The 26,496-nt window shown below is 41.3% G+C and carries 22 protein-coding genes; 17 read left to right on the top strand and 5 right to left on the bottom strand.

The window, feature by feature from the left end:
• Positions 1-260 precede the first annotated feature (260 nt).
• From SAE01_RS21930 to SAE01_RS21920, 3 genes are all read left to right on the top strand, one after another.
• On the top strand, positions 261-611 hold the full coding sequence (locus tag SAE01_RS21930) for a DUF2200 domain-containing protein (protein ID WP_147205980.1): 351 nt from the start codon (positions 261-263) through the stop codon (positions 609-611).
• 88 nt (positions 612-699) lie between these two features.
• Entirely contained in the window at positions 700-1,077 is a 378-nt protein-coding gene (locus SAE01_RS21925; protein WP_147205979.1) for a VOC family protein, read from the top strand.
• 406 nt (positions 1,078-1,483) lie between these two features.
• Positions 1,484-3,751 (top strand): cation:proton antiporter, encoded by a 2,268-nt coding sequence (locus tag SAE01_RS21920; protein ID WP_147205978.1) that lies wholly within the window; start codon positions 1,484-1,486, stop codon positions 3,749-3,751.
• Between the two features lie 37 nt (positions 3,752-3,788).
• Here SAE01_RS21920 and SAE01_RS21915 read toward each other — a convergent pair whose 3' ends face one another.
• Complete coding sequence (locus tag SAE01_RS21915; protein ID WP_147205977.1) at positions 3,789-6,680, bottom strand: DEAD/DEAH box helicase; 2,892 nt, start codon at positions 6,678-6,680, stop codon at positions 3,789-3,791.
• Between the two features lie 131 nt (positions 6,681-6,811).
• Here SAE01_RS21915 and SAE01_RS21910 point away from each other — a divergent pair, with 131 nt between their 5' ends.
• Complete coding sequence (locus SAE01_RS21910) at positions 6,812-7,555, top strand: hypothetical protein (protein ID WP_147205976.1); 744 nt, start codon at positions 6,812-6,814, stop codon at positions 7,553-7,555.
• A 61-nt stretch (positions 7,556-7,616) separates the two neighbouring features.
• On the opposite strand, the gene SAE01_RS21905 is transcribed toward SAE01_RS21910, so the two are convergent.
• The 3 genes from SAE01_RS21905 to SAE01_RS21895 are packed head-to-tail and all read right to left on the bottom strand — an operon-like array spanning position 7,617 to position 8,797.
• Complete coding sequence (locus SAE01_RS21905; protein ID WP_147205975.1) at positions 7,617-7,997, bottom strand: DoxX family protein; 381 nt, start codon at positions 7,995-7,997, stop codon at positions 7,617-7,619.
• 5 nt (positions 7,998-8,002) lie between these two features.
• Positions 8,003-8,467, bottom strand: a complete 465-nt coding sequence (locus SAE01_RS21900; RefSeq protein ID WP_147205974.1) for an SRPBCC family protein — start codon at positions 8,465-8,467, stop codon at positions 8,003-8,005.
• 6 nt (positions 8,468-8,473) lie between these two features.
• The gene (locus tag SAE01_RS21895; protein ID WP_147205973.1) at positions 8,474-8,797 is read right to left on the bottom strand and encodes an ArsR/SmtB family transcription factor; all 324 of its coding nucleotides are present in this window, start codon (positions 8,795-8,797) and stop codon (positions 8,474-8,476) included.
• Between the two features lie 193 nt (positions 8,798-8,990).
• On the opposite strand from SAE01_RS21895, the gene SAE01_RS21890 reads away from it, so the two are divergent.
• The 13 genes from SAE01_RS21890 (at position 8,991) to SAE01_RS21830 (ending at position 24,789) form a co-directional block, all read left to right on the top strand.
• Complete coding sequence (locus SAE01_RS21890) at positions 8,991-9,410, top strand: hypothetical protein (RefSeq protein ID WP_147205971.1); 420 nt, start codon at positions 8,991-8,993, stop codon at positions 9,408-9,410.
• A 67-nt stretch (positions 9,411-9,477) separates the two neighbouring features.
• The gene (locus tag SAE01_RS21885; RefSeq protein ID WP_147205969.1) at positions 9,478-11,013 is read left to right on the top strand and encodes a sialate O-acetylesterase; all 1,536 of its coding nucleotides are present in this window, start codon (positions 9,478-9,480) and stop codon (positions 11,011-11,013) included.
• 218 nt (positions 11,014-11,231) lie between these two features.
• Positions 11,232-12,275, top strand: a complete 1,044-nt coding sequence (locus tag SAE01_RS21880; RefSeq protein WP_147205967.1) for a zinc-dependent alcohol dehydrogenase — start codon at positions 11,232-11,234, stop codon at positions 12,273-12,275.
• A 149-nt stretch (positions 12,276-12,424) separates the two neighbouring features.
• Positions 12,425-13,582, top strand: coding sequence for a mannitol dehydrogenase family protein (locus tag SAE01_RS21875; RefSeq protein ID WP_147205965.1), 1,158 nt, complete (start codon positions 12,425-12,427; stop codon positions 13,580-13,582).
• Positions 13,569-15,023: a xylulokinase gene (locus tag SAE01_RS21870; protein ID WP_147205963.1), complete on the top strand. Its 1,455-nt coding sequence runs from the start codon at positions 13,569-13,571 to the stop codon at positions 15,021-15,023. Before SAE01_RS21875 ends, SAE01_RS21870 begins: the two co-directional genes overlap by 14 nt.
• A 3-nt stretch (positions 15,024-15,026) precedes the next feature.
• Positions 15,027-16,187 (top strand): mannitol dehydrogenase family protein, encoded by a 1,161-nt coding sequence (locus tag SAE01_RS21865; protein WP_147205962.1) that lies wholly within the window; start codon positions 15,027-15,029, stop codon positions 16,185-16,187.
• 29 nt (positions 16,188-16,216) lie between these two features.
• Complete coding sequence (locus SAE01_RS21860; protein ID WP_147205960.1) at positions 16,217-17,554, top strand: sugar porter family MFS transporter; 1,338 nt, start codon at positions 16,217-16,219, stop codon at positions 17,552-17,554.
• An 80-nt stretch (positions 17,555-17,634) separates the two neighbouring features.
• Positions 17,635-19,224, top strand: a complete 1,590-nt coding sequence (locus SAE01_RS21855; protein WP_147205958.1) for a M81 family metallopeptidase — start codon at positions 17,635-17,637, stop codon at positions 19,222-19,224.
• A gap of 97 nt (positions 19,225-19,321) precedes the next feature.
• Entirely contained in the window at positions 19,322-20,068 is a 747-nt protein-coding gene (locus SAE01_RS21850; RefSeq protein WP_147205956.1) for a membrane or secreted protein, read from the top strand.
• 3 nt (positions 20,069-20,071) lie between these two features.
• Positions 20,072-20,659 (top strand): hypothetical protein, encoded by a 588-nt coding sequence (locus SAE01_RS21845; RefSeq protein ID WP_147205954.1) that lies wholly within the window; start codon positions 20,072-20,074, stop codon positions 20,657-20,659.
• A 208-nt stretch (positions 20,660-20,867) separates the two neighbouring features.
• The gene (locus SAE01_RS21840) at positions 20,868-21,701 is read left to right on the top strand and encodes an alpha/beta hydrolase (RefSeq protein ID WP_147205953.1); all 834 of its coding nucleotides are present in this window, start codon (positions 20,868-20,870) and stop codon (positions 21,699-21,701) included.
• A 193-nt stretch (positions 21,702-21,894) separates the two neighbouring features.
• Positions 21,895-23,721: a glycoside hydrolase family 97 protein gene (locus tag SAE01_RS21835; protein WP_147205951.1), complete on the top strand. Its 1,827-nt coding sequence runs from the start codon at positions 21,895-21,897 to the stop codon at positions 23,719-23,721.
• Between the two features lie 57 nt (positions 23,722-23,778).
• On the top strand, positions 23,779-24,789 hold the full coding sequence (locus SAE01_RS21830; protein ID WP_147205950.1) for a family 43 glycosylhydrolase: 1,011 nt from the start codon (positions 23,779-23,781) through the stop codon (positions 24,787-24,789).
• A 241-nt stretch (positions 24,790-25,030) separates the two neighbouring features.
• On the opposite strand, the gene SAE01_RS21825 is transcribed toward SAE01_RS21830, so the two are convergent.
• Complete coding sequence (locus SAE01_RS21825; protein WP_218029223.1) at positions 25,031-26,173, bottom strand: glycoside hydrolase family 88/105 protein; 1,143 nt, start codon at positions 26,171-26,173, stop codon at positions 25,031-25,033.
• Between the last annotated feature and the right edge of the window lie 323 nt (positions 26,174-26,496).

Genomic DNA, 26,496 nt, shown 5'->3' with positions numbered 1-26,496 from the left:
GTTTAATAATGATCTTATTTTTTTAATTAGCTATAAAGATCCGGCCTCGATATTTCCACATTATTTTTTATCATTAGCGATGCAAATGTCTATTCTGCAGCCCGGTGTCGAAATTAAAAAACTGATTTCGGTTATGCTTTTATTATTTGAAATAAATCACCTGTCTATTAGAGAGCGAGTCTTTTTGTCAAACAAAAACATCTGTATATTTAAGACTTCCCTGCAGCCCTTATTTGTTTAATAATTTATGATCAACTTAAATGAAGAAAGATAGAATATATGCGCTCCTTTTTTCGAGGGTCTATCCCCTCTACATTAAAAAAGCAGAGGCAAAGGGGCGAACAAAAGAAGAGGTAGACACCGTCATTTTTTGGTTGACAGGGTATGACAAAAAAACCTTGCAACAACAGATTAATAATAAGAATGATTTTGAAACCTTTTTTGCAGAGGCGCCACAATTAAATCCAAACGTCTCGAAGATTACGGGCGTCATTTGCGGGTATCGCGTAGAAGAGATCGAAGACCCCGTGATACAGAAGATTCGATATTTGGATAAGTTGATTGATGAATTGGCAAAAGGTAAAGCAATGGAGAAGATCTTGAGGAAATAAGGAGAACAAGCTGTCGGCCTTGTACCCCGTGTTTTTTGACGTTTCGAACTTTAAACGATTTTGGCAAACAAATGAAAAAACAATAAAAATGAAAAAAGTAACGGGCATTGGTGGTATCTTTTTTAAGTGCAAAGACCCTAAGAAAGTAACAGAGTGGTATCAGAAACATTTGGGATTAGATACTAATTCCTATGGTGCAACCTTCGATTGGTTTGAGGGAACAGATAGTACAAAGAAAGGGCAGACACAATGGACTCCGTTTCCTGAAACAACGAAATACTTCGAACCCTCGGGTAAGGATTTCATGATTAATTACAGGGTCGACAATCTGGAGGCACTAGTCGAAGAATTGAGAAATGAAGGGGTGACTATAGTTGATACAATTGAAAGTTACGACTATGGAAAATTTGTGCATATTCTTGACGCTGAAGGAAACAAAATTCAATTGTGGGAACCGAAGGATTAAGTATAGCATACCTATCGAAAAGGGAAACACTCGCGATCGCGATACCATAAGTTTCGCTGAACTTGCTAAATCTCTTTAAAAAAACGACAGCCGAAATGCTGTCGTTTTCCGTTAGCTGCAATTGGTTATGGCATCGCTTCCCACGGTAGTGAGGAGAATTTCTATTAGTAGGAATGGTCTTGTAGCCCGAATCTTTCCTATAATTCCCCGCAAACAGTCGTTCTGTAGTTTGAATGTTTTATACCTCATTTTCTATAATCATCCCATCATTTTCAAGTCACGTTACTGCCTAACTTCCTTTCGTTTATTTTTGCCGCCTTGTTTTGGTGGGGATTGCCCGCTACTTATGTTTCTACAATGTAAGTAGGGCATATTATTTTCAGTACCAGCTACTATCAATAAAATAATGAATAGAGGTAAAAATTTTCTTTTTTATATAATTACAGTTGGAGGCTTTTTAGGGCTTATTTTATATATTCTGCACAGGGGCACTTTTCTCGAAAATGTGGCTATAACCAACCTGGCTAATAAATCGTTATCGAATTGGAAGCAGTTTAAGGAGACTTTACATCACAACCTTACTCATCCTTTAGCAACCTTATTGTTTCAGATTATTACAATTATACTTGTCGCCCGGTCATTTGGATTTTTATCTAAAAAAATAAAACAACCGACCGTTGTTGGAGAAATAATAGCAGGTATATTTCTGGGACCGTCGGTTGTAGGTCTCTTTTTTCCCGGGGTATCAGAATTTCTGTTTCCTGTAAAATCTCTTGCAAACCTGCAGTTCTTAAGCCAGATAGGCCTTATCCTTTTTATGTTTGTGATAGGAATGGAGCTGGATTTAAACGTCTTAAAGAATAAGGCTAAAGATGCTGTTGTCATCAGCCATGCAAGTATCATTTTTCCATTTGCTTTGGGTATAACCCTTGCCTACTTTCTGTATGGCCGATATGCTCCTGATAAAATAAATTTCATTTCTTTTTCCCTGTTCATTGGCATCTCCATGAGCATAACTGCGTTTCCCGTATTAGCGCGAATAGTGCAGGAGCGTGGACTCTCAAAAACAAGACTGGGAGCTATAGCGATTACCTGTGCTGCTGCAGATGATATTACTGCCTGGTGTCTATTAGCAGGTGTTATTGCTGTGGTTAAAGCAGGCTCAGTGTTTGCTGCTTTGTATACGATTGCGCTTGCTGCAATTTACGTAGTGGTAATGCTGAAAATCATTCAACCATTTCTTAAAAAGTTAGGTGAAAAGTATACTGATAAAGAGTCGATCAGTAAACCTATTGTTGCCATTTTTTTTATAACACTGCTTGTTTCTTCTTACACAACCGAGGTTGTAGGAATACATGCGCTCTTTGGTGCTTTTATGGCTGGCGTAATTATGCCCGTCAATGTTAACTTCAGAAGTGTTTTTATAGAAAAAGTGGAAGATGTTGCACTTGTATTATTGCTGCCGTTATTTTTTGTTTTTACAGGATTGCGAACCCAGATCGGTTTACTAAACTCTGTTGCTCTCTGGCAAACGTGCGCAGTAATCATAGCAATTGCTGTTACGGGAAAATTTGTCGGAAGTGTGGCTTCAGCTAAGTTCGTCGGCCAGTCATGGCGCGACAGTCTTTCTATCGGAGCACTTATGAATACAAGGGGACTGATGGAACTGATCGTTCTTAATATCGGTTATGATTTAGGTGTATTGAGTGCTGAAATATTTGCCATGCTCGTACTGATGGCGCTCATCACAACCTTCATGACGGGTCCTGCTTTAGACTTAATCAATAAATTTTTTCCTGAAAAAAAGGTGGCTGTCACAGCACCCAAAAAAGAACCTACTTCCAACATTTTAGTAGCTTTCAGTACTGCGGTAAAAGGTATTTCATTAATGAAATTGGCCAACCTCTTGTCCCACAAATCTGGTGAAACACCTAATATCACCATGCTTCATTTATCACCCAGCAACGACCTGAACGCTTTCAATATGCAGGAGTATGAAAAAGCGAGTATTGAACCGGTTGCCCTGGAAGCCAGGCAACTGCAGGTACCCATTAATACCTTGTTTAAACCATCGGTTTCAATCAGCAGCGATATCATTCATTTTGCAAATGCCGGCGAATACAACCTGCTCTTAATTGGTATCGGCAAGTCGGTTTATGAAGGGACCTTTCTGGGAAGATTGTTAGGCTTCACATCAAAAATTATCGATCCCGAAAGATTGTATAGTACTATCACAGGTCATGAGAAATTATTTAAGAAGGCTGCCTTTGAAGAACGGGTAACCTCTATAGTAAGGTCAGTCAAAATTCCTGTAGGCGTATTTATTGATAAAGACATTAAAGACATAAAAAAGGTCCTTATCCCTTTCTTTGATATGGGCGACAGTTTCTTACTGGAGTATGCTAAAAAGCTCGTTGCAACCAATGATGCAGCAGTCACAATAGTTGACATATCAGGATTATTAGAAGAAGATGAAATGCTGCAGCAGAACATTCAAAGTATGCAGCAGGCATCCGTAGGATCGCTTGTTGTACTGTCGAAACGGCGAATAGATAAAGAAATATTAATCAGGCAGGAATTATTACTCATCAGCATTGATAGCTGGAAAAAGGCATTTGAAATGCAAAGCAACTGGCTAACTAGTACCCCCAGTGTGTTGATCATGAAAAAGTAGAAACTAATTTATTCCGATAACAGTTCAACGAAATTTCCTAGCTGACTAAGCTCAACAAATCCTCCTTTTTCAAAGCCTTGAAGACAGCAGAATCGGTCTTAATCAAATCCTCCGATAAATCACGTTTCACATCCTGCAGCTTCAAAATTTTCTCCTCGATAGTATCGGGACAAATAAGCCTTACGGCAACAACGTGCTTGTCTTGCCCTATTCGGTAGCTTCTGTCTATTGCCTGGTTTTCTACTGCCGGGTTCCACCATGGATCTACTAAATAAACATAATCTGCTTCTGTTAGGTTTAAACCTGTGCCGCCGGTTTTAAGGCTAATAAGAAATACACGAACAGTTTTATTGTTCTGGAAGTTATTTACTACAGCTTCCCTGTCTTGTGTGCTGCCGGTAAGATACTCGTAGCTAATGTCGCGTGCAATCAACTCTTTTTTGATGAGATCCAGCATGGTCACAAACTGCGAGAAGACCAGGATTTTGTGATCGTCTGATTTACTCTCTATTTGTTCCATCAGCATTTCTATTTTAGCTGAACCACCTCCAAACGATCTTTCTTCTTCTATCAATACAGGCGAATTACAAATTTGCCTTAGCCGCGTTAATCCCCTTAAAACATGCATAGAGCTTTTTGCGATCTCGTCGTTTGTTTCTGCTGATATAAACTCACGAAACTCTTTTTCATAGGTGTCATATACTTTACGTTGCTCTTCTCCTATTGGGCAATACAAAGTCATTTCAGTCTTTTCAGGTAGTTCGGTTGCGACCTGCTTTTTGGTTCTTCTTAAGATGAATGGAGCAACTTTTTGTTGCAGTTCTACTGCCCGTTTAGTGTACTTAAACTTATCTATTGGTATAGAATAGATGTCCCTGAAATATTGTTTGCTTCCCAATAAGCCGGGACAAGCAAATGAAAGCTGGGCATACAAATCAAAAACATTATTCTCGATGGGTGTACCTGTTACGGCGATCTTGTTTCTTGATTGTAACAATCGTACTGCCTGGTAACGTTGTGAGTCGATGTTCTTTATGTTCTGACTTTCATCAACAAAAACATAATTGAATACGTATTGACTTATATGAGTAATTGCATTAACGAGTATTCCGTAAGAGATTAAAACAACTTCATACTTATGAAACTGCTTAACATCTTTTGCCCTGTTCGAACCATCGACAATCAACACCTTAATAGATGAGGCGAATTTTTCGATTTCGGCCACCCAGTTAAATATGAGCGAGGTAGGCACTACGATAAGGCTGGTATTATGTGTGCGCTTTGCTCTTTGCAATAAAATAAAAGCAATGACCTGTATAGACTTACCAAGTCCCATATCATCTGCAAGTACTCCTCCAAAGTTGTTGTCGTCTAAGAAGTTCAGCCAGTTCAATCCGTGCTTTTGGTATTCGCGAAGGGTGGCATTTAATTCAGCAGGAATATTAACGGGTTGTATGGAATCAAAGTTTTCAAACGATTGATGATACAATGAAAGTTCGTGCTTAACCTGCTCATCCAACTGTGCATCTTGGTATAGTTCGGTGACCGCTGCAAAGTTTACTTTAGGTGTTATCAATCCCTCCGGTATCACTTCTCCAGAATTAAAATATGCGCTAAACTTTTCAATCCATTCCTCAGGAAGAATACCAAGGGTTCCATCATCGAGGTGAACATACTTACTCTTATTGCGCACCGAAGCCTGCAACTGTTTCATTGAAGCTTTCTTCCTTCCAAACCGAACATTTATATCTGTATTAAACCAATTGGTTCCACTGGATACCCGTATGGTAATCTTGGCTTTATGCTGATTTAGTTTATTGCCTTTTAATTGGTTAAAACCTAGCACCGTTATGCCCTGGCTTTCCCATTCTTCAAATGCATTTAAAAACCAGTCTTCATCTAAAAAGCGTTCTTTATGCAGATAGAAATAAGGCAGTTCAAACTCAAGCTGTTCTAAAAAATGCGGATGTTGTTTTAGTAACAAGGCAACAAAGTTATTCTCTGCATCTTCGTTACGCTTTACAGCAAATGAATTGCCTTTTTTATCTACACTAAAAATCTGCCGTTTGGTAAGCACCGGTATGTCTGCGCTTCCATACTTCATTACCGGTTCAATCAATACATAATTATCAAGACCTGACAAGTAAACAAACCTTTCTTGCAGCCCGTTAAATTCGCTATGCTCTATTTGCTCTTTAGTGCCGGCTTCAATAAAAGTGTAGTAGATGTTTATTTTATCTTCCAGCTTACTCAAAGTTTCCTGGTGAAACTCCTTGTATTTTGCTTCGTGTATAATCAACCCTCCTTTGTATTGCTTAAACAACTGAACTACCTGCACATAATCAAACTTGCCTAGTAGATAAAGGTTGTCTTTTATCAAAACAAAATAATCATGCTTAACCTCCACATCGTTTAAGTCATACGCTGTACCGCCTGCTTTTATCTCAAGACTGAGCTCATACACATCTTGTTTCTTATTAACAAACAACTGCAGGTCGTTTACTGCCCATCCAACTTTTACAGGCACAATTGATCCTGCAACAACATTCTTCGAAAGTTCAGGATTGTGATAAAAGAAAGAAAGTGTAAGGGGATTTTTTATAACAGCTTTCAATGCATCGATGTCTGCTGCAGATTTACTGGCCGTAGCATTGTTTTGAAATCGTGCAACTCCTGAAAAGAATTTCAATTCATCCGGCTCATTTGTTTTCCAGACAATGTCTAAGGGGTTAACAATCGTTAGCGGGTTTTTTAATTTGCCTGCCTTTGTAGTTGCTGCATTATAAAGCTCTATACATAATTGTTTATAAAACCTGTGCTGCTTTAATACAACAATGAGCTTTTGGTGTGGTGAATCTTTTAATGGCGTAAACTTTTCCTGTTGAAGAATTTGTTCCTGGAAATTTTTTAATACATCTAACTCAGCCATCAATACCGAAGGGTGTTTTCGCTAAGCTACGATAAGTATTATATAGACTATTCAAAGTTGCTTCAGTTCCAGGTTGGATTGCCTTTATGGAAAACCAGCCGTGCGGCATCTAGTTTACAAATCATCCTTACATGACTTCAAATTCTTTGCTGCTAAAAATCACTACCTGTTTCGTTGCTGGAATAACTGTTGCTGCACTGCTATTGCTACTTGGAAATAGTGGAAGTTTGCCATGGTTTCCCCCGGTCGTTGTCTTTTCACTTGTCGGCCTTTCACTACTTGTTGCGCTAATATTTCCTTTTATATGGCAGCTTAAAGAAAAGAAACGCCAGGTTAACTCCGAAAAGGTTTATGGTTTTATATGTACGTTGATACGTTACTGCCTCGCGTTTAATCTCGCGAGTTTTGGGTGGAAAAAGTTATTGGGATTGCAGTTTGTTGTACCAATCGACATTGCCTCAAGACCAATGAACCAGCAATCAGGAGAATGGCTTACCTGGTATTACTTCGGACATTCGGCAGCTTTTGGTTTCATCGTAGCAGCTATACAAATTATCGGTTCTTATCTTTTGCTTTTTCGCCGTACGATGCTGCTGGCAGAAGTGATATTGTTTTCCTTTATGCTTAACCTAATGTTGATTAACATCTTTTACCAGATGAATGCAGGCGCCCTATTGCAATCTGTTGTCATCACCATTGCAATATTGTTTTTAATGCTGCTGGAATATAGAAAGCTTGTCAACTTCTTTCTTAAAGCTCCATCTTACCTGCCGTCAATGCCTTCCGTTAAGCCATCTGTGAAGACAGTGGTACGACTTTCCGCTATCGTACTTTCGTTGCTGTTTACCATGTATCTAAAAACGTCGCTCCATTAGCAACCTTCAGTAAAAAAGAAACAAAGGATTGTGACAGTTTGAACAATTATTCAACACATTTTTAATTAGCCAAAATGACCCTTCTATCTGCGGGTCTAAGGTACCATGACACTACGGTCAGGACTAGTAATAGTGTCGGTCCAAAAAATTCTTTGGCTCCGTCTCCTACCGCTATGTGAGAAAAGATAGCTCCCGACATAGCAAAGAAAAAACCTGCATAAGCCCATTCTTTTAGTAACGGAAGTTTAGGTATAAGCACTGTCACAACTCCCAGCAGTTTCCAGATTCCGAGCATTGTAAGAAAGTAGAGCGGATATCCGAGGTGGGCAAACATGTCTGCTTCTTCTTTCATTTTTAATATCTGTACAACTGCAGTCGATACCATTCCCAACGCGAGCCACGCTGTTGCAATCCAATAGATAATATTATTTCTCTTTGTCATACCTGTTATTTTAATTTGTTTACGACCTCTTGTAAGCGGTTATGTGCCCAATTGATCCCTTGGGCAAAAGGCATCTTTAGTATTTCATCTCTTTGCGCAACTGATCTATACACTAGCTGCATGGTGAGTTTGCTCGTGTCGTCACTAAGCTGTTCAAATTCTAAGTACTCCATCCATGCTTCAAAAGCCGTGTTCTCCATCTCGAACGTTCGAATGATTTTTTGATTTGGATGGAACTCATGAATCACTCCGTTAAAGCCGTGCCTGTTACCCTTAGGATCGGTTGTTTCAAACTGGTAACAGCCGTGCTTTTTGCTTTCGAGTTTCACCACTTTTGTTCCCATCCATTGCTCAACAATGTCTGGTTCTACATACGCTTTAAAGAGTAATTCTAATGGCAAATCAAATTCTCTTGTGATCACTAGTTCTTGTTTGCCGTCTTCAGCCTTAATTTTTGTTTTCTGTTCCATGCTTTTCTATTTTTTGGGTTTGTAGTTTTTCATGATTGATTCTAATTTATTAAACCTGTCATCCCACATCTTCCGGAACGGCTCGATAAAGTCAGCTACCTCTTTCATTTTTGTTGCGTTGATGTGATAGTAAACCTTCCGACCGTTTTGTTCCTGTTGAAGCAACTGGCACTCGGTAAGTATTTGCAGGTGTTTTGAAACAGTTGGCCTGGCGGTGTCGAAGTTTGCAGCAATGGCACCAGCCGTCATTGATTGCGAGGCAACCAACAGAAGTATCGCTCTTCTGGTAGGATCGGCTATGGCTTGAAATACGTCGCGTCTTAAATTCATATGTAGCTATTTGACTACAAATATAAGCGTAGCTATTTGGCTACACTTATATTTTTTTAGTGTTTATAAAAAATTTATTCCTAATTCGAATTTGCTGTTCCAAATACATAATAGAACTGCTTTTCTTTCGTTTACTTGAAACAGGCTTTCCCAAGTTTAATCCTTTTTACACGCTATTTTCAAAACAACGAAATTGAAAACACTACTACTTTTTGTAATGGTCATTGGTGCTGCAGCTTCAGCAAATTCTCAGCAACTTTTATTTAAAGTGAAACAGTCCGCGGAATCTTACAAGAACAACAAAATAGGGAAGTTTGTAGATGCAGAAGTGAATGACACAGAAGCAACTATTTTTTTACAAGACAACAAGGTGATAGTGCAGGGAGCTACAAAGGCAAACTATATACTCGATAAAAAAGCAGTTCAGACAAAAGTGACACATAATGTGATTTCTTATAAATATTCAGGCAAAGACGAAAATGATGCTCCGATTTCATTTGTCTATACTGTAAATCTAAATTCCAAAGAGGCTGTTGTAGAAGTTGAAAACAGTAACTTAAAAAATTACTATTTCGGTTCTTACTCGTCTTCAGAATTAAGTACACAGCGGTAGTAATATTAGGCTAGGGAGGCCACCGACAATCAGGAAAGTTTATCTTTCCCTATTAAAAGATTGTTCGATGACTCACCTATTCTCTCCGAAGATATTACTGGTAACACTACTGTCTATTCTTGTATTCCACCTGCATGCATCTGTAAGACTTCCTTCCATTATTAGCAACCACATGGTGTTGCAACAAAAAAGTAAAGTGGCGCTGTGGGGTTGGGGAGATCCCGGCGAGAAAATCACCATTACAACCAGTTGGAATAATCAAACAATTAAAGTCATAGCCGACGCCACTGGTAAATGGAAAACGTACGTGTCGACTTCCGCAGCAGGCGGTCCTTATACCATCATTTTTCAGGGAACCAACGAACTGAAAATAGAGGATGTTTTATTGGGTGAGGTATGGCTGGCGTCGGGCCAATCAAACATGGAATTTTTTGTAGCGAAGACAAAAAATGCATCTTATACTGGTGTACCTAATTACGAACAGGAGATTAAAGAGGCAAACTTTCCTTTGATCAGGCAAATAGATGTGGCCAATAAAAACGCCGACGAACCGCAGCAGGATTTTAAAGGTGACTGGAAAGTCTGTTCAACACAAACAGTTGATACTTTCTCTGCCGTTGCCTACTATTTTGCAAGGGAAATACATAGGGTCACCGGTTATCCTGTTGGCATCATTAACGCTAGTTGGGGAGGCACAACTGCAGAGTCCTGGACCAAAAAAGAAGTGCTGGAAAGCGACTCCGACTTTAAGGTACTTATTGATAAGTATAATGAACAGGTACAAAATTACCCGGCAGCAAATGAGCAGTATGCCTTAGCACTTGCTGCCTGGAAACAGGATACCACTAAAACAAAACCGACACCGCCCGTTAAGCCTAATCCTGACAAGTCACCTTTCAGGTTGTACAATGCTATGATTGCCCCATTGGTTTCTTATACGCTCAAAGGTGTTATCTGGTACCAGGGAGAAAACAATGCAACAAGAGCTTACCAGTACAGGAAGCTTTTTCCGGCGCTCATTAAGAGCTGGCGTACAGATTTCGACAATCAAAACCTTCCTTTTTATTTCGTTCAAATCTCGCCTCATCGCAGTCAGAACCCTGAAATAAGAGAAGCCCAATTGCTAACTTACAGAACCGTTACTCATACCGGCATGGCAGTGACCACCGACAACGGCGACTCGCTCGATATACATCCCCGCAACAAAAAGCTCGTAGGAGAGCGGCTCTCGCTTTGGGCTTTACGAAATGAGTACGGTCAGAAAAATCTGGTTCCTTCGGGGCCGTTGTATAAATCTATGAAGGTGGAAGGCGCGAAAGTAAAAGTGCAATTTGATTTTGCAGACGGTGGCCTGGTTGCTAAAAACGCAGCTGAACTAACAGAGTTTACGATCGCAGGTGATGATCAGAAATTTGTTCCTGCAAGGGCAACTATCAGCGGAAATGAAGTGGTGGTTTGGAGCGATGCTGTAGCAAAACCCGTGGCAGTACGATTTGCATGGCGCAACATTCCTACACCAAACTTTTATAACAAAGCAGGCCTTCCCGCATCTCCCTTTAGAACCGACAACTGGAAGGGAATAACTGAAGGAAAAAATTGGTAAGGCAGCTGTTACAAAGCCAATCAGAGCCGGTAGCAAGGGTCTTTTGATATGAGTCAACTACTTCAAAGAAACCAACCTTGTTCCTCTATATCATTTTGTTTTAAAGTATTACATTCATACTTTTTACGGGTAGCAAAAGCTTGATGTCTTTGTATTTATCGCCCATAAAAATGCTTAAGTAGTGGTACGTTCACTTACCTCATAAAAATTGTTTGCTGATGAAAGCTGTAAAAAAATATTCTGACAACGGGGTATATTTTAAACTGGTTGATGCACCGGTACCCGGAATTGAAAAACCGTCAGACGTTAAAATAAAGATCGACGCAATTGGGATATGTACTTCAGATATCCATGTACTTCATGGCACCATGACAATGCCGGACGGCAACACAGTGGGCCACGAATATACGGGTACAGTAGTCGAAGTTGGCAGCGATGTAAAGAATGTTGTTCCCGGTGATCGGGTAGTTTGCGAAAATGCAAAAAGTGCCTGTTTTAAATGCAAACTGTGTCTTTCCGGGCATTACGAGTTATGTCCTCACAAGCGTTCCCCGGGTTGGTTTTCTCAGGGCGTCTATGCTGAGTATACGGTGCAGCCAGAATACTGTGTACATAAAATCCCAGTGAATATGGCAAAAGAAGTAGCGGCCGTGGCCGAGCCTTTTGCCATTTGTGTGTACGGTTGCCTCGAGCGCGGAAGGTTCCAAAAAGACGACTTTACGGTCATCTATGGCATGGGCCCGATTGGCCTGTTTACCTTAATTACTTTAGTTGATTTAGGGGCGAAAAACATTGTTTGTGTTGCCTCTACCCGCAAGAATAAAATCCGGTACGAACTATCTGAAGAGCTTGGTGCAATGGCGGTTTTGTTGCCCGAAGATGACATCCCTGCAAAGGTCAAAGAGATGAACGGCGGCTGGGGAGCTGATTGTGTAATAGATTGTTCCGGCGACCCAAATGCCATCAACCAGGGGCTGGGTTTGTTAAGAAAGGGCGGAAAGTTTATAGCGCTGGGGATCTCCCACGATGCCCTCATTCCCTTTGCGTTCAACACCGCTATTTTAAGTGTTATAGAAATGATTTTTTCCGCCACTTCTTCTCATGATGCATGGATAAAAGTGATCGGTATTTTAGAGCGTAACGAAGACAAGGTTAAGAAAGTAGTCACCCATCAATATTCGTTGGACGACTGGGAACTGGCATATGAAAAAATTGCAAACCGCGAAGCAGTGAAAGCTGTGCTGGTAAATGAAAGTGTGTAGAATTGATGGACTTTTGCAAAAGTTTAAGCCGTGCCTTCATTGCTACTAGTATACATCGTTGCGTCGCACTCTTGTACAGGTAGTAATTTCATTCAGCAAAAACAACCATCTCTAACATTGTAGAAACAGCAATAATCACTATCAACAATTTGAACAAAACAGCATTAATATTTGGAGCCGGCAAAACGGGACGAGGCTTTGCCGCTCACCTTGCCTTTCTTGGCGAATATGAAATTGTCTTGATCGATAAAAACGAGCAATTGGTTGCTGACCTTAAAAAGGCAATGCAATATGACATCCAGATTTTAGACAATCCCGAAAAGAGTGCTACAATCATCGTTTCCGCTGTCTATCATATTAATGATCCTTCATGGCATCAAGCCTTTGCTGAAACCGGGCTTGTTTTTACAGCTGTCTTTGGCAACAATCTTGAAGCTCTTTCGGTCGAATTTGCAAAAGCACTTCAAAAAAGATGGAGGGTAAACAAAGAACAACCGCTGGATATTATAACCTGCGAAAACATAACGAATGCGGCAGGTTATCTTAAGCAGTTAGTCTTACATAATTTAAATGAGACAGAGCAAAAATGGCTGTTAGAAAAGGTCGGCTTTTCTGAGTCGATTATTTTCAGAACATGTATTGAAGCAAGCCCGACTCAATCGCCGTTAACAATAAGATCACAGAACTTTTTTGAGCTTCCTTGCGATGGTGACGAGATCAAGGGCCAACTGGAGTTGTATGGATTAAAGCCTTTGAAGAATTTCAAAAATCAATTAAGGCGAAAAATTTATACTTATAACTGCATCAATGCAGTGATCGCTTACCTTGGTGCGAGGAAAGGATATACTCAATTACCCGACGCAGGAAATGATGCAGAAATACTTGAAACAGCCAGGAAGGCAGCAGACGAAAGTTGCCGCGCTCAAATAGCCGAATTTGGTTTCGATGCAAACGAACAGAACGAATGGATGATGGCCGCATTAGCAAAATTTGCCGATAAAAATATTCCCGACCCTATTGAAAGAAATGCAGCTGATCCAGCTCGTAAGCTTGGAAGAGATGACAGGCTAATTGGCCCTGCACTCCTTGCGCTAAAACACAATATCCATCCTATAGGTTTGCTGGCGGGCATCGTTGCTTGCTTTAATTATAAAGATCCCAATCAACCCCGCACCATAACTCAACAAATCAATGAAAAAGGACCTGAGGTTGTTTTAAGAGACACCTGCGGTTTGTCAGCGAATGAGGAACTTTTCAAACTCATTTTATCAGAATTGAAAAAAAGCAGCCCAAATGGTACAAACTAAGGAAAGGGTTGCTTTTGCCACACTCGACATTGGCACATCACAAATAAAGCTTGGTGTTTATTGCCCTTTTCTATCAGACGAAATCTTCCTAATAAACAATTTGCCAAACGACCTGGTTTATGGAAGCTCGGGCGAAGTGCGGGCCGAATACAACAGCATCCGCGAAAAGTCTTTCCGGCTTTTTACCGAATTGGGGGCGTTTTTAAAAAGTAACAAAATTGAAGTCCTTCACATCGGTATCTGCGGTCATGTCTCCAGTTTAATGGAATGGAATAAGGCAACTGGCACAGCACCCGAATTACCGTTTCCAATTTGGCTAGACACTACCAGCTACAACAGCTTAGACGAATATGATGCTGTAATGGGCAGCGGTAAAAGCAAAGAAATTATTGGCACCTTTCTGCCTTCGGGAACCAACTGGTTATTTACCAAACTACTTCAAAGGAAAAAGGCAGGGTTTTCTCCTGATTCAATATTTCTTCAAGTTGGAGATGCAATATTTTTTGAGCTATGCGGAAATTATAAAACTCATTTCAGTTCGCAAATAAGCATGGTCAATTTGAAGAAAAGGGAATATGCCGTGGAGTTGCTGGACTACCTGCAATTAGACAAATCAAGTTTGCCAACAATCTCTTATGACCCTTGCCTCGTTGCTGAAACTCAAACGCAATTATTTGGTTTTCCTACGGAAACTTTTGTTTTCCCGGCCATGGCAGATTTATACACCTCGTTATATGGTTTGCGGTTGCAGGACAAGGAAGGTTTTATGTTGGCCAACACCTCAGAACAGGCTGGTGCTTTTTATCTTCAACAGCCCAATGCCCTACATAATTTTCTAAGCATTTCATTCGATCCCGGCTTTATCAACTACGGAAGCACAAACACAGGTGGCAATGTTTTGAGTTGGTTTTTGACGAATGTGCTAAATAAAAAAATAACGAAAGAGGTTTTGCAGGAGTTGACAGCTAAGGCTGCTGCAATTGATCCCGCAGAAACGCCTGTTATCCTACCATATCTTCAGGGTGAGCGCGCGCCCTTATGGAACAGTAAGCTCACCGCTTCAATACTTGAATTAAATTCATTTCATACCGATGGTCATTTATTTCGTGCTATCCTCGAATCTATCGCCTTTGCAAGAAGACATTGTTTTGAAGAAATTGGTATTGAAGACCTTCAACTTATTAAAATAGCAGGTGGCTCTTCAAAAAATGATTTGTGGAATACGATCAGGGCAAGCGTACTAAATAAACCGGTTGCGGTTGCCGACGAAAAAGAATTGTCAATGGCGGGACTGATATATTATTTAATGGAGTTTACTCAGAGCTCATTTCCCAAGCCGGCAATACATTTCAAGGTCACTGAACCAAACAAGGACTGGCTCAACACATATGATGACAAATACAGGAGGTTTATTCAGTACCAGCAACTGTTAAGATTATAAACGATGAAAAAAGAAGTTTTAATTATTGGTGCAGGCAAAATAGGTCGTGGCTTCGTTGCCCAACTATTTTATAATAGTGGTTATAAACTCTGGTTCCTCGACGCATCAAAAGAAATTGCGCAACTGCTGAATGATACAAAGAAGTATCGCATCGACCTGGCCGGCGAGGAGCAGGATATAACAGAATACATTGAAGTCAAAGGCGCCTTTACTTTGGAAGACCAGGAAAAAGTAGCGGCAATCATTAACAACGTTGACATAATAGTAAGTAGCGTTGGTGCTGGAAATATTGCGAAGGTTACAAGCTTTATTAAAGACTTATTGATTACAAGCAAAAGAGAAAAGATCTTAAACTGGATCATTTGCGAGAACGCAAATAATCCAGCAAAAAAAATGAAAGAAGTGTTGTTGGAAAATGTGACACCCGAATTTGCAGACTTTGTACAAACCCGGCTAGGATTGATTGAGACGCAGGTTTTGAGAACAGGAATGCTGGCAAAGCAAGAAGTGATTGCAAAAGAACCTTTGGCGCTGCGCATGCAAAACTGGTGGACCTTGCCGCTTGATAAGGACGCTTTCATCGGCCCTATTCCGGATGTGAAGGGCTTTGTTCCCAAAACAAATTTTTCAAATGAATTAGTTCGAAAACTCTACACGTTTAATGGCACGAACGGACCGATTGCTTACGTAGGTTGGGCCAACGAATACAAAATACTACACGAGTCGGCTCTGGCTTATCCATCCTTCTTTGCACAAATTCAAGAGGAGGGAGCTTTTGGAATGACACATGAATTTGGGCTTGACGAACAAGAGCAACGTGAGTTTATGGCGCTGGCAATGAAGAAATATACTGACCCGGCTTTGAACGATTTTATAGAAAGAAATGCAAATGACTCCAGGCGAAAATTAGCAAAAGACGAAAGACTGTTAGGCCCGGCTTTATTGTGTTTAAAGTATGGGCGCTTGCCGGTAGCGTATGCAAAAGCTATAGCAGCAGCCTATTTCTACAAAGGCTCCAGTGATGAAGGAACGCGGGCGGTGCAAGAGACAATTGCGCAGGAGGGCATAGAGGCCGCCGTAAAAAAGTATTCGTCTTTAGATGAAACGTCCGATCTGTATCACCTTATTCTTAAAGCTTATAATTCTAAAAGTTTTATCTTTTAGCCCGAGTTTACATCTAACACATAAGCCATATGAAAGAAAACCGAAGGGTGATCGGGTATTCAGTAATTGTCGCCTTAGGCGGCCTTCTCTTCGGTTTAGATACCGCCGTTATTTCCGGTGCAGAGCAACCAATCCAGGCGCTATATAAGTTGAGTAATTTTAAACATGGCTTTACTGTTGCCATTGCTATTATCGGTGCAGTTGTGGGCGCGTTTTCTGCTGGGTTTCCTGCTGAAGTATTTGGGAGAAAGAAAGTAATTATTGCCATCGCCTTCATTTTTACTATCAGTTCTGTACTATGTGCGGTTGCTCCAAACTGGGCTGTTTTGGTCATCTTTAGATTTGTTGGCGGGCTGGCAATTGGAGCTTCATCTGTTGTAGGACCGATGTACATAGCTGAGATTGCGCCGGCAAAACTGCGAGGTCGCCTCGTTGCTTTTTTTCAATTAAATGTCACTGTTGGATTGTTTGTCGCCTACAGTTCAAACTACCTGTTTTCCGGTACGGGAGACAATGCATGGCGCTGGATGCTTGGCATTGTCGCTGTGCCTTCGATCATCTTTTTTCTATTGTCATTAATCATTCCCGAAAGCCCGCGCTGGTTGATTAAGCACAACCGGGTTAAAGAAGCAAGAGAGGTACTTACACATTGCGGAAGATTGGAAATAGAAAAAGAAATAGATGACATTCTTGAATCATTGAAAGTAATGTCTTCAGCATCGGCTGAAAAGCTCTTTACAAAAAAATACTTCAGACCCATTTTATATGCTGTCTTAATGGGGGCGTTTAACCAGTTAGCTGGTACCAATGCAATCAATTATTACGCAACAAGAATATTTGAAATGACGGGTATGAACACAAATATTTCTTACCTGCTTCCCATACTCATTGGTTTGACCAAAGTGATTGTGTTGATTATTGCTATGAATTTTATTGACCGGTTTGGTCGTCGTTCTTTAATGATACTGGGCTCTGTTGGTTTAATCATTTTTATGAGCCTTATCGCCTGGACCTTTTACGGAAAACATTTTGATGGTCCTGGTATCGTGTATTTTCTACTGGGTTATATGTTCTTTTTTGGCCTTTCGGATGGTATTGTTATTTGGGTATTTATTTCGGAAATTTTTCCAAATTCAATTCGATCAAAAGGTCAGTCTCTCGGAAGTTTTACGCATTGGTTTTTTGCTGTTATTATCTCGTGGACATTTCCGGTCGCTATTAATAGTCCGGCTATTGGGCCTGGAAATGTGTTTATGTTTTTCGCCGTGATGATGTGTCTTCAATTATTATTTTCATGGAAACTGATGCCGGAGACAAAGGGCAAGTCTTTAGAACAAATTCAAAAGGATTTAAAAATTCAGTATTAGTGAAATCGAATTGAGGTGTCCTTATAGACGTATCGGTCCTGTAACTTGACTCTCCATATTTTCATCTGTAAAAGCTTTTTATGAGAAATAGATTTATCGCTAGGTTTTTATCTCTGACGGCAATCTGCTTACTAATGGCTGGAGTTGCTCATTCCACCAATAATAAAAACAGGCACACTAAAAAGATCGCAAAACCTCGCATTGCTATTGCGGGACTGGCAATAGAGTCAAGCACGTTTTCGCCTGCACTTACCCTCGAGGAAGCCTTTCATGCGAAGTATGGAGCGGAAGTTTTTACATCATACCGTTTTCTATCTGCCGACTCTCCTCTTCGCAGCAGGGCCATATGGGTTCCCACCATAATTGGTAAATCATTGCCGGGCGGAACGGTAACAAGAGAAGCATACGAATCATTGGTAACAAAAACGCTGGACGCACTTAAAAAAGGCGCTCCTTACGATGGTCTTTATTTCGACATTCACGGCGCAATGAGTGTTGTAGGATTAGATGATCCCGAAGGAGATTTCATCGTAAGAATTCGAAAAGTCATAGGCAAACAAACCATTATTTCTACATCCATGGATCTGCACGGAAATGTTTCATGGCGTCTTGCTGAAAATTCTGACCTGATCACTTGCTATCGTATGGCTCCGCATGAAGATGCGATGCAAACAAAACAAAGAGCTGTTAAAAACCTGCTTGACAGAATTGAAAGCGGAAAGGGAAAGCCTGCATACAAAGCCTACGTTTCAATCCCAATATTGTTGCCGGGTGAAAAGACAAGTACCAGGATAGAACCGGGCAAGAGCATTTACCAGGCCGTTGCGCCTGCGGCAGCTCAACCCGGTATTGTGGATGCAGCTATCTGGATAGGTTATGCATGGGCAGATGAGCCGCGCAACCATGCGGTTGTTATGGTTACGGGTGACGACAAAGAAAAGGTAACGCAAACGGCCACGCAACTGGCGCAACGCTTCTGGAGTGCACGGTCCGAGTTTGTTTTTGTAGCACCAACCGGAACGTTAGCCGAATGTCTCGATAAAGCGATTGCAAGCAATAAACGCCCCTTTTTTATTAGCGACTCCGGCGATAACCCGACTGCAGGCGGGGCAGGTGATGTTACGTGGACGCTGACAGAAATACTAAAACGCCCTGAATTTAAATCAGAGACTGGGCCTTCTCTTATCTATGCTTCCATTCCCGGTCCTGAGCTGGTTAAAGCTGCGATAGCTGCCGGAGTTGGTAACAACGTAGAAGGTTATGCGGGCGCAAAAGTCGACGCCCGGTTTGCCCCTCCTATAAAGCTTTCAGGAAAAGTAGAGGCGATAGAATATGGCGATAAAGATGCAGAAGTCGAAGTAGTTATCAGGGTCGGCAGTGTGCATGTTATCGTAACTCAAAAACGCAAGCCTTATCATAGAGAAGCTGACTTTACAAGACTGGGACTTGCTCCGCGAAAGACAGACATTGTAGTCGTAAAAATTGGCTACTTAGAGCCGGAATTGTACGCTATGAAAGCTGACTGGCTATTGGCTTTGACGGTAGGCGGCGTGGACCAAAACCTAGAGCGGTTGGGATACAAAAGAATTCAGCGACCGATGTTCCCGCTGGATAAGGACATGCGCGATCCGGATCTTTCCGCCAAACTGGTACCATTATCCGGCAAATAAATTCGCTGAAAATTGGTTTTACCTTTCTGGTAAAACGCTGTCTAAATCATCTGAACCTGTAGTTATTATTTTTACCCTTGTACATAAATCTTTCCGTATGAAAATCAAAACGAGTCTTTTGGCAACGATGTTCATTTGCTTTTGCACCATGTGCCTATTGTCTTCCTTCTCGCCAATAAAAGCAGATACCAAAGATATCGTCGGTGCGTGGGGATATGGCCCGCCTGAAAAACGTACCGTTATGATCAATACTGACCGCGTCTTTTCTGTGGCAACTTATGATTTACCTGGTAAAAAGTTTATCAGCTCTTACGGTGGTGCCTGGCGCGTAGATGGTAATAAGCTGGTGAAAAATATCGAGTGGAATTCTAAAGACAGCCTGCAGGTTGGTAAAGAGATAACCGAGGATATCCAGATCGCAAATGGGAAGCTGACGATCAAACAAACAAACGAAACCTGGACCAGGCTTGATGACGGAAAGCCTGGCGCATTAATGGGAGCGTGGGTGATTACGGGCAACTATACCGACGACAAGGTTTCGAAAAGAGCCAGCCCGTTTTATCCGAGACGAACAATGAAGGTGCTTTCAGGTAAATATTTTCATTGGATCGCTTACAATGTTGCCACGAAAACTTTTATGAATGCGGGAGGAGGAACCTACACCACTCAAAATGGAAAGTACACAGAGACCATTGAGTTCTTTACAAAGACTGCTGAAAGTGTAGGCAAGAGTTTGACTTTTGATTACTCGTTTGTGAATGGAGACTGGCGCCATAAAGGGGAGAAGTCTACCGGTGGTCCAATGGACGAATGCTGGTCGAAGCGCGAAACTCTCGAAAAGTAAAAAGTGCAGAACAACGCCAGGAATTTTGTTTTGTTAGTGGTTTGCTGCTTACTCAGTTGCTACGGTGTCGCACAAAATGAGGCTCCGTTCATTGGTTCCATAACAACGGTTCGAACAACTGTTTGCCGGCTTGACATCACATCAAAAAGTAAGCTTAGTATCAACAATATTTACGCTCCTACGAAGGGCTGGCAAATCCTGGCTTTTAAACCGGTCGTTATTGAAAATACAGAAAAGGCCGCGTATGCTTTTTCTCCAATCCCCGTCCATTTTGCATTCAAATCCACATCTGCCATTTATTCAAAATTTATCCAGCTTTTCGAGTTCGCCGCCGAAAAAAATGTGTTCGAAAAATACGAGACCAAGATCACTCAAATGAGAAATGATTTTGAGAAGTACTCCAAAAACAATGTTCCGCTTTATTCATCTATCAGAACAACCGGGGTGGTTAAGGTAAAAAATACTGCAAGGTCAAAAGCAGGAAGGCTTTATGTAGATTTAATAATAACCTTGATCTACCTGCCGGCTACCCAGGAAGAAGTTTTGCAATCACTCGAGGAGGTCAGGCAAATGATCAACGACGAAAATTAAAGCCAGAGCGCGCAGTGACAAGTGTTTCTGCACCCGGTTATTTTAAGTGGTGTCAAATAAAAAATTGGATGGATCAGTAATATCTTTGAACAGTTATGTTTTGTTTACCAGCTACAGCATTCTTCTCAACATCCTTGTGTCACACACTTTTACATTTTTATAATTATTCATCGAAAAACACTCAAACTAAAATTTTTACGCGAGCCATATGAAGTACTTAAATAAGAAACTATCCTGGTCTTTACTATTAGTCATTGCAATTTTTCAAACCGCAGATGCTGCTATCGTAGACACTGTTCAAACCTACAGCCCGTCTATGAAAAAGAACATCAAAGCTGTAGTCATCACTCCTGATAATTACGCCAACGCCACCGCCTTACCGGTAGTGTACCTCTTGCATGGCTATAGCGGTAATTATGCAGATTGGATCACAAAGGCAAAAGGCTTTGAAAAAAATGCGGACTTATACCAGATGATCATTGTGTGCCCCGACGGCAACAATAGTTGGTATTGGGATAGCCCTGTGGATGAAAAGTATAAATATGAAACGTACGTATCAGACGAACTGGTAAAGTGGATCGATGGTAAATACAAAACAATAAAAGACCGCAAAGGAAGGGCGATTACAGGTTTGAGTATGGGCGGCCATGGCGGGCTTTTATTAGCCTTCAGGCACCAGGATGTTTTCGGCGCAGCGGGCAGCATGAGTGGCGGTGTTGACATTCGTCCGTTTCCAAATAACTGGGACATGGCTGCAAGGTTGGGCAAGTATGCGGAGCACCCCGAAAACTGGGAGAAGAATACGGTTGCCAATATGCTCTATTTGCTTACTCCTAATTCACTGTCTTTAATTATCGATTGTGGTACCGAAGATTTCTTTTTCAAAGTAAATGAAAACCTGCACGAGCAACTACAACTCCGCAATATTCCACACGATTTTATTGCTCGTCCCGGCGGACATAACTGGCCTTACTGGACTAATGCCATCAACTACCAGTTGTTGTTTATGAATACTTATTTCAAAACTCCCTTAAAAAAATAATTGTGAGATTGGGCGGGTCTAATCGAATTTATCCTGGCCGCCTTTGAGGCCGAAGCTGCCAATTGATATGCTGATAAAGTGATTGCGACGCAACACATGACTCCATTGAATACGAGTGCTGGTATCAAACAATAAAGGGCTAAAGATCGCGGTACTTTGAACAAATATTTGCAATAAAGTCTAAAGAACAATAATGAATAAAATCAGCCAACTATTGCTGTTACTGGTAATTTCTATTGCGAGTTTCGGGCAGGAGGCTAACTCTTACAAAGTTGCCTCGCCTGATAAATCAACCCTCATGGAAGTGAGAACAGGTTCCGGTGGAAAATTAATGTACCGGGTTTTATACGCCGGCAAGGAAGCCATTACATGGTCGGCAATGGGATTTGTTATGAATGGAATGATTGCGGGCGAGCAGACGGCAATACAAAATAAAACAGGGCAAAGCCACAAGGAAAAATTTGCATGGCCACTTGGAGAAGATGATACGATCACAAATAATTACAACGAGTTAAGGATAGTCTGTACATCATCTATTTTACGCTTTAATCTTATTGCAAGGGCCTATGATGGTAGTGTTGCCTTTCGTTATGACATACCTACGGCAGCCGGTTCTGCAAGCAACACCATAAACAAAGAGCTTACAGAATTTAGATTTTTAGAACCTTTTACGTTGTATCAATACAATCATGAATCTGTGTTTACCCCCGTCACTATAGACACTTTTAATAAGACTTGTGACTTTCCTGCAACCATTACTAATGGCAAGTTATTCGTTAGTATCGGCGAAGGAAACAATGTTAACTACACGAAAGCGGAACTAAAAAGAGGAGCTAATACCAACAGTCTAGCTACGGCTTTTATGAGAGATTCAGCTGTAAAGTTTACCGGCCCTTATCAAACCCCCTGGCGAACAGTGAGTGTTGCTACTTCCGCAGTTGGTTTGCATAAATACAGCCAGTTGTTTTTGAAGCTTAACCCCGCTTCCGCAAAAGGAGTTCCGGCGTGGATAAAACCTGGTAAGCTAATACGCTCCCAACTAAACACGCAAAGCGGATTAGATTGTATCGACTTCGCAGCGAAGCATAGCTTTCAATACATCATGTTTGATGCTGGTTGGTATGGGGCAGAATTTCGGGGCACATCCGATCCGACGCAGGTAATACCGCAAATAGACATGCCTGCAGTTATTCAACATGCTAAGTCAAAAGGCATAGGTGTCATTCTTTATGTGAACTATGTGGGTTTGAAAGCTAAATTAGACACCATTCTTCCTCTGTATAAAAAGTGGGGCGTTAGTGGTTTAAAGTTCGGCTTCGTTGATGGACTCACTCAGGCCGGGCTCACATGGCTTGCTTCGGCGATTAAAAAAGTGAATGATTATGGGTTTATTCTTGACATTCATGACAACTATAAACCTACCGGGTTAAGCAGAACGTACCCTGCGCTGCTAACGCAGGAAGGAATACGCGGTGATGAGAACAGCCCTGATGCTTTTCATACAACCGTCTTACCTTTTACGCGCTTTCTAGCAGGACCCGCAGACTTTACCTTTTGTTATCCCAACTCTAAAAACAGCTTTAGCAAAAACCTCAAAGTAAGTATGGGACAACAGTTGGCATTGTCGGTGATTTATTTCAGTCCGTTGCAGGCAATATTCTGGTACGGGCAACCCGACGATTATACCAACGAGGGAGAGATCGAATTCTTTACCAGGGTTCCTACGGTATGGAATGAGTCACATTACCTGGCGGGCGACATAGGTAAAAATATTAGTGTAGCAAGAAGGAAAGGAAATACCTGGTATATAGGTAACGCGGCCGGTCCTATAGACTGGCGGCAAAACATTTCTCTCAATTTTCTACCTGCAGGCAAAAGGTACCGGGCAACAGTATATGAAGATGATGGACAAGGAAGTATTCGTAAAAGAACTGTCGAGGTAAAGAAGGGAGATAAGCTTACGGTGTCCCTGACAAAAGAAACAGGGGAGGCTATAATACTTGAGCCGATCGCTAAGTAAACAAGCATTAAAACCTTTAGAAAAAATAGTGCGAACAAAAACAAAATAAAAAGCTTCATGCAGACTTTCTATAAACAAAAATTTCTATTGCTATCCTTCTTAATAGTTGCGACAACTTTATCAGCACAACGGCAAGATGTTATTCGTCCGGGAGAAGTGTGGCCCGATAACAACGGCAATCACATACAAGCGCATGGAGGAGGCATTATTAAAGTAGGTAAGACTTACTACTGGTACGGAGAAGAACGGCGTAAAGGGTTGGATACGGGCTTTCGTTACGTAAGCTGTTATTCATCTAATGACTTAACGAACTGGACATTTAAAGGAGATGTGGTTAAAATGACTGATCCGGAAAACCTTGGAAGAAGGTGGGTGCTGGAAAGACCAAAAGTATTCCACAACAAAAAGACGAAGAAGTACGTCATGTACTTTCATCTCGACAACAGCACGTACAAATTTGCAAGAGTTGGCATTGCAGTAAGCAATAAGCCGGATGGTCAATTTACTTATGTCAAAAGCTTTCGTCCCCTTGATTATGAAAGCCGCGATATTGGTCAGTTTATTGACGACGACGGAACCGCTTATCTTGTTTTTGAGGATCGTCCTTTTGGATTTCGCATCGCAAAGCTCTCAGACGATTATATGAGCTTAGAAAAAGAAATGAGCCTGATAAAAGCACATATGGAGGGCGGTGCGATTGTGCATCATCAAGGATTGTATTATTCCATCGGTTCGGCATTGACGGGTTGGAAAGCGAACCCTAATAAATATTCTACTGCGCCTACCTTGGAAGGTCCGTGGACAGAGTTCAAAGACATTGCTCCACCTGAAACAAATACTTACGGATCTCAATCAACGATGCTAATAAAAGTCACGGGTAAAAAATCTACTACGATCATTTTTATGGCAGATATCTGGAAACCGGCAACGCAATGGGACTCCCGTTATATCTGGATGCCATTAGAAATTGGCAATGGCAAACTATGGGTACCCGAACCCAAACCATGGTCAATAAACGTAAAAACGGGTGAGTGGAAATACGCCGAAGCAGTTGGGGCAAGTAGATAAAGATACTTGTACAAGGTCAACTACTTTTGGCAACGTCTCTCGCAACCATACGCAAGTCAACCAACGGCTATCTAACAACAGTTATTGCATAAGGGACATCAGCTGGTGGGTGCCAAGCGAAGCGACGGCATTCAAAAACATGCGTAGTAGTTTTTGAAACAAGCGGGTGGAGTTCCGTTGCAATAACGAAGCCCAGCGGCTTGAGCTTTAATATGAGTTCAATCAAGTCTTACAACGCTCTCTACCATTTCATCTTAATCACCTGCGACCCTGCCAGCAAAAATGCACCGGCTCCATATACTTCCCAACTTTCTGAGCTGAAGTTTTTTTGAGGATCGGCACCTATCGGCTGCACCCATCCAACCCGTCCTTCAGGTGATAGTAGAGTATTCAAAGCCTCCCAGGCTTTTTTAACTATGGGCTTGTATTTTTCTTTGTTCAGTATGCCCTTGTTGATACCCCATGCTAAAGCATAGCAATAAAAACCGGAACCGCTTCCTTCACCACCGGGATAAGACGCGGGGTCCAGAAGACTGGCTCTCCAAAGCCCATCTGCTTGTTGAAGTGTGATAATTTTTTCAGCCATTTCACGATAAATGGTCAGGTAATATTCACGGTTTGGATAGTTCTTAGGCAGTTCGTCTAACAGTCGTACAAGGCCGCCCATTACCCAACCGTTTCCGCGGGACCAAAATACCAGCTTGCCATTCTTTTCACGTTTGCCTTCACCCTGCTGGTTGATGAGATAGCTTGCATCACGAGCAAAAAGGTGTTCGTTTTTGTTATAAAGCAGGTCGTACGTCTGCCTAAAAAGAGAGTCATTGAATGTAAAATAAGATGGATCTTTTAGGGTAACGCCTAATTTGGCAAGGGTAGGCGGAGCCATAAAAAGTGCATCGCACCACCACCACGTGATGTTGTGGTTCTTCACCTCCCGGCCTGGAACCGTACGCAGTTTTTTCACAGTGTCAATAGTGGCCTGTATCATTTGGCGATCCTTCTTCATCCTGTATAAATCAATGTAGGTCTGGCTGATGGCGATATCATCCGCATGATCATAACGTGCTCCCGGCCGCCAGTTAGTTCTTTCTCCCAGTGCCATCAAAGAGTCGAAAATGAGTGTGGATTTAGTGGTTTCGTAAGCAGCAACCACCCCGGCATAAAAAGCACCGTTTGTCCAGTCCGTAGGGCTATGTTTTGGGTTATTCAGTTGCCACTGCGTCACCTTGAGCATGTTTGCTTTTATATTATTCTTGTTAAAGACATCATTGCTTTGTGCTTGGAGTGTTATTGGCTGCATAGCAAAGAACAAAAACACCAAGGTTAATAAAGCCAAAAAAGGATTAGACCTCAAAGAATAATTAAATACAAGCTGTTTTTTCATATTAACAAAAACCGTTTAAATTTCATTAAAAGCTTCAGTAGTTATTTACGGATGCAAACATAGTTACAATGAGGGAATTTTAGGGCCGCTGAGGTGATGGAGGTGAGAGAGTTGTAAGCGGTAGGTTGTAAGTTGTAAGTGGTAAGTCAAAAGTCAAAAGGCAAAAGGTAAAAGGCAAAAGTCAAAAGTCAAAAGTCAAAAGTCAAAAGTCAAAAGTCAAAAGTCAAAAGTCAAAAGGCAAAAGTCAAAAGTCAAAAGGCAAAAGTCAAAAGTCAAAAGTCAAAAGTCAAAAGTCAAAAGGCAAAAGTCAAAAGTCAAAAGTC

Source organism: Segetibacter aerophilus (assembly GCF_007991655.1).
Lineage (GTDB): Bacteria > Bacteroidota > Bacteroidia > Chitinophagales > Chitinophagaceae > Segetibacter > Segetibacter aerophilus.
The sequence above is the reverse complement of the archived record's forward strand: the minus strand, read 5'-3'. Positions and strand labels throughout refer to the sequence as shown.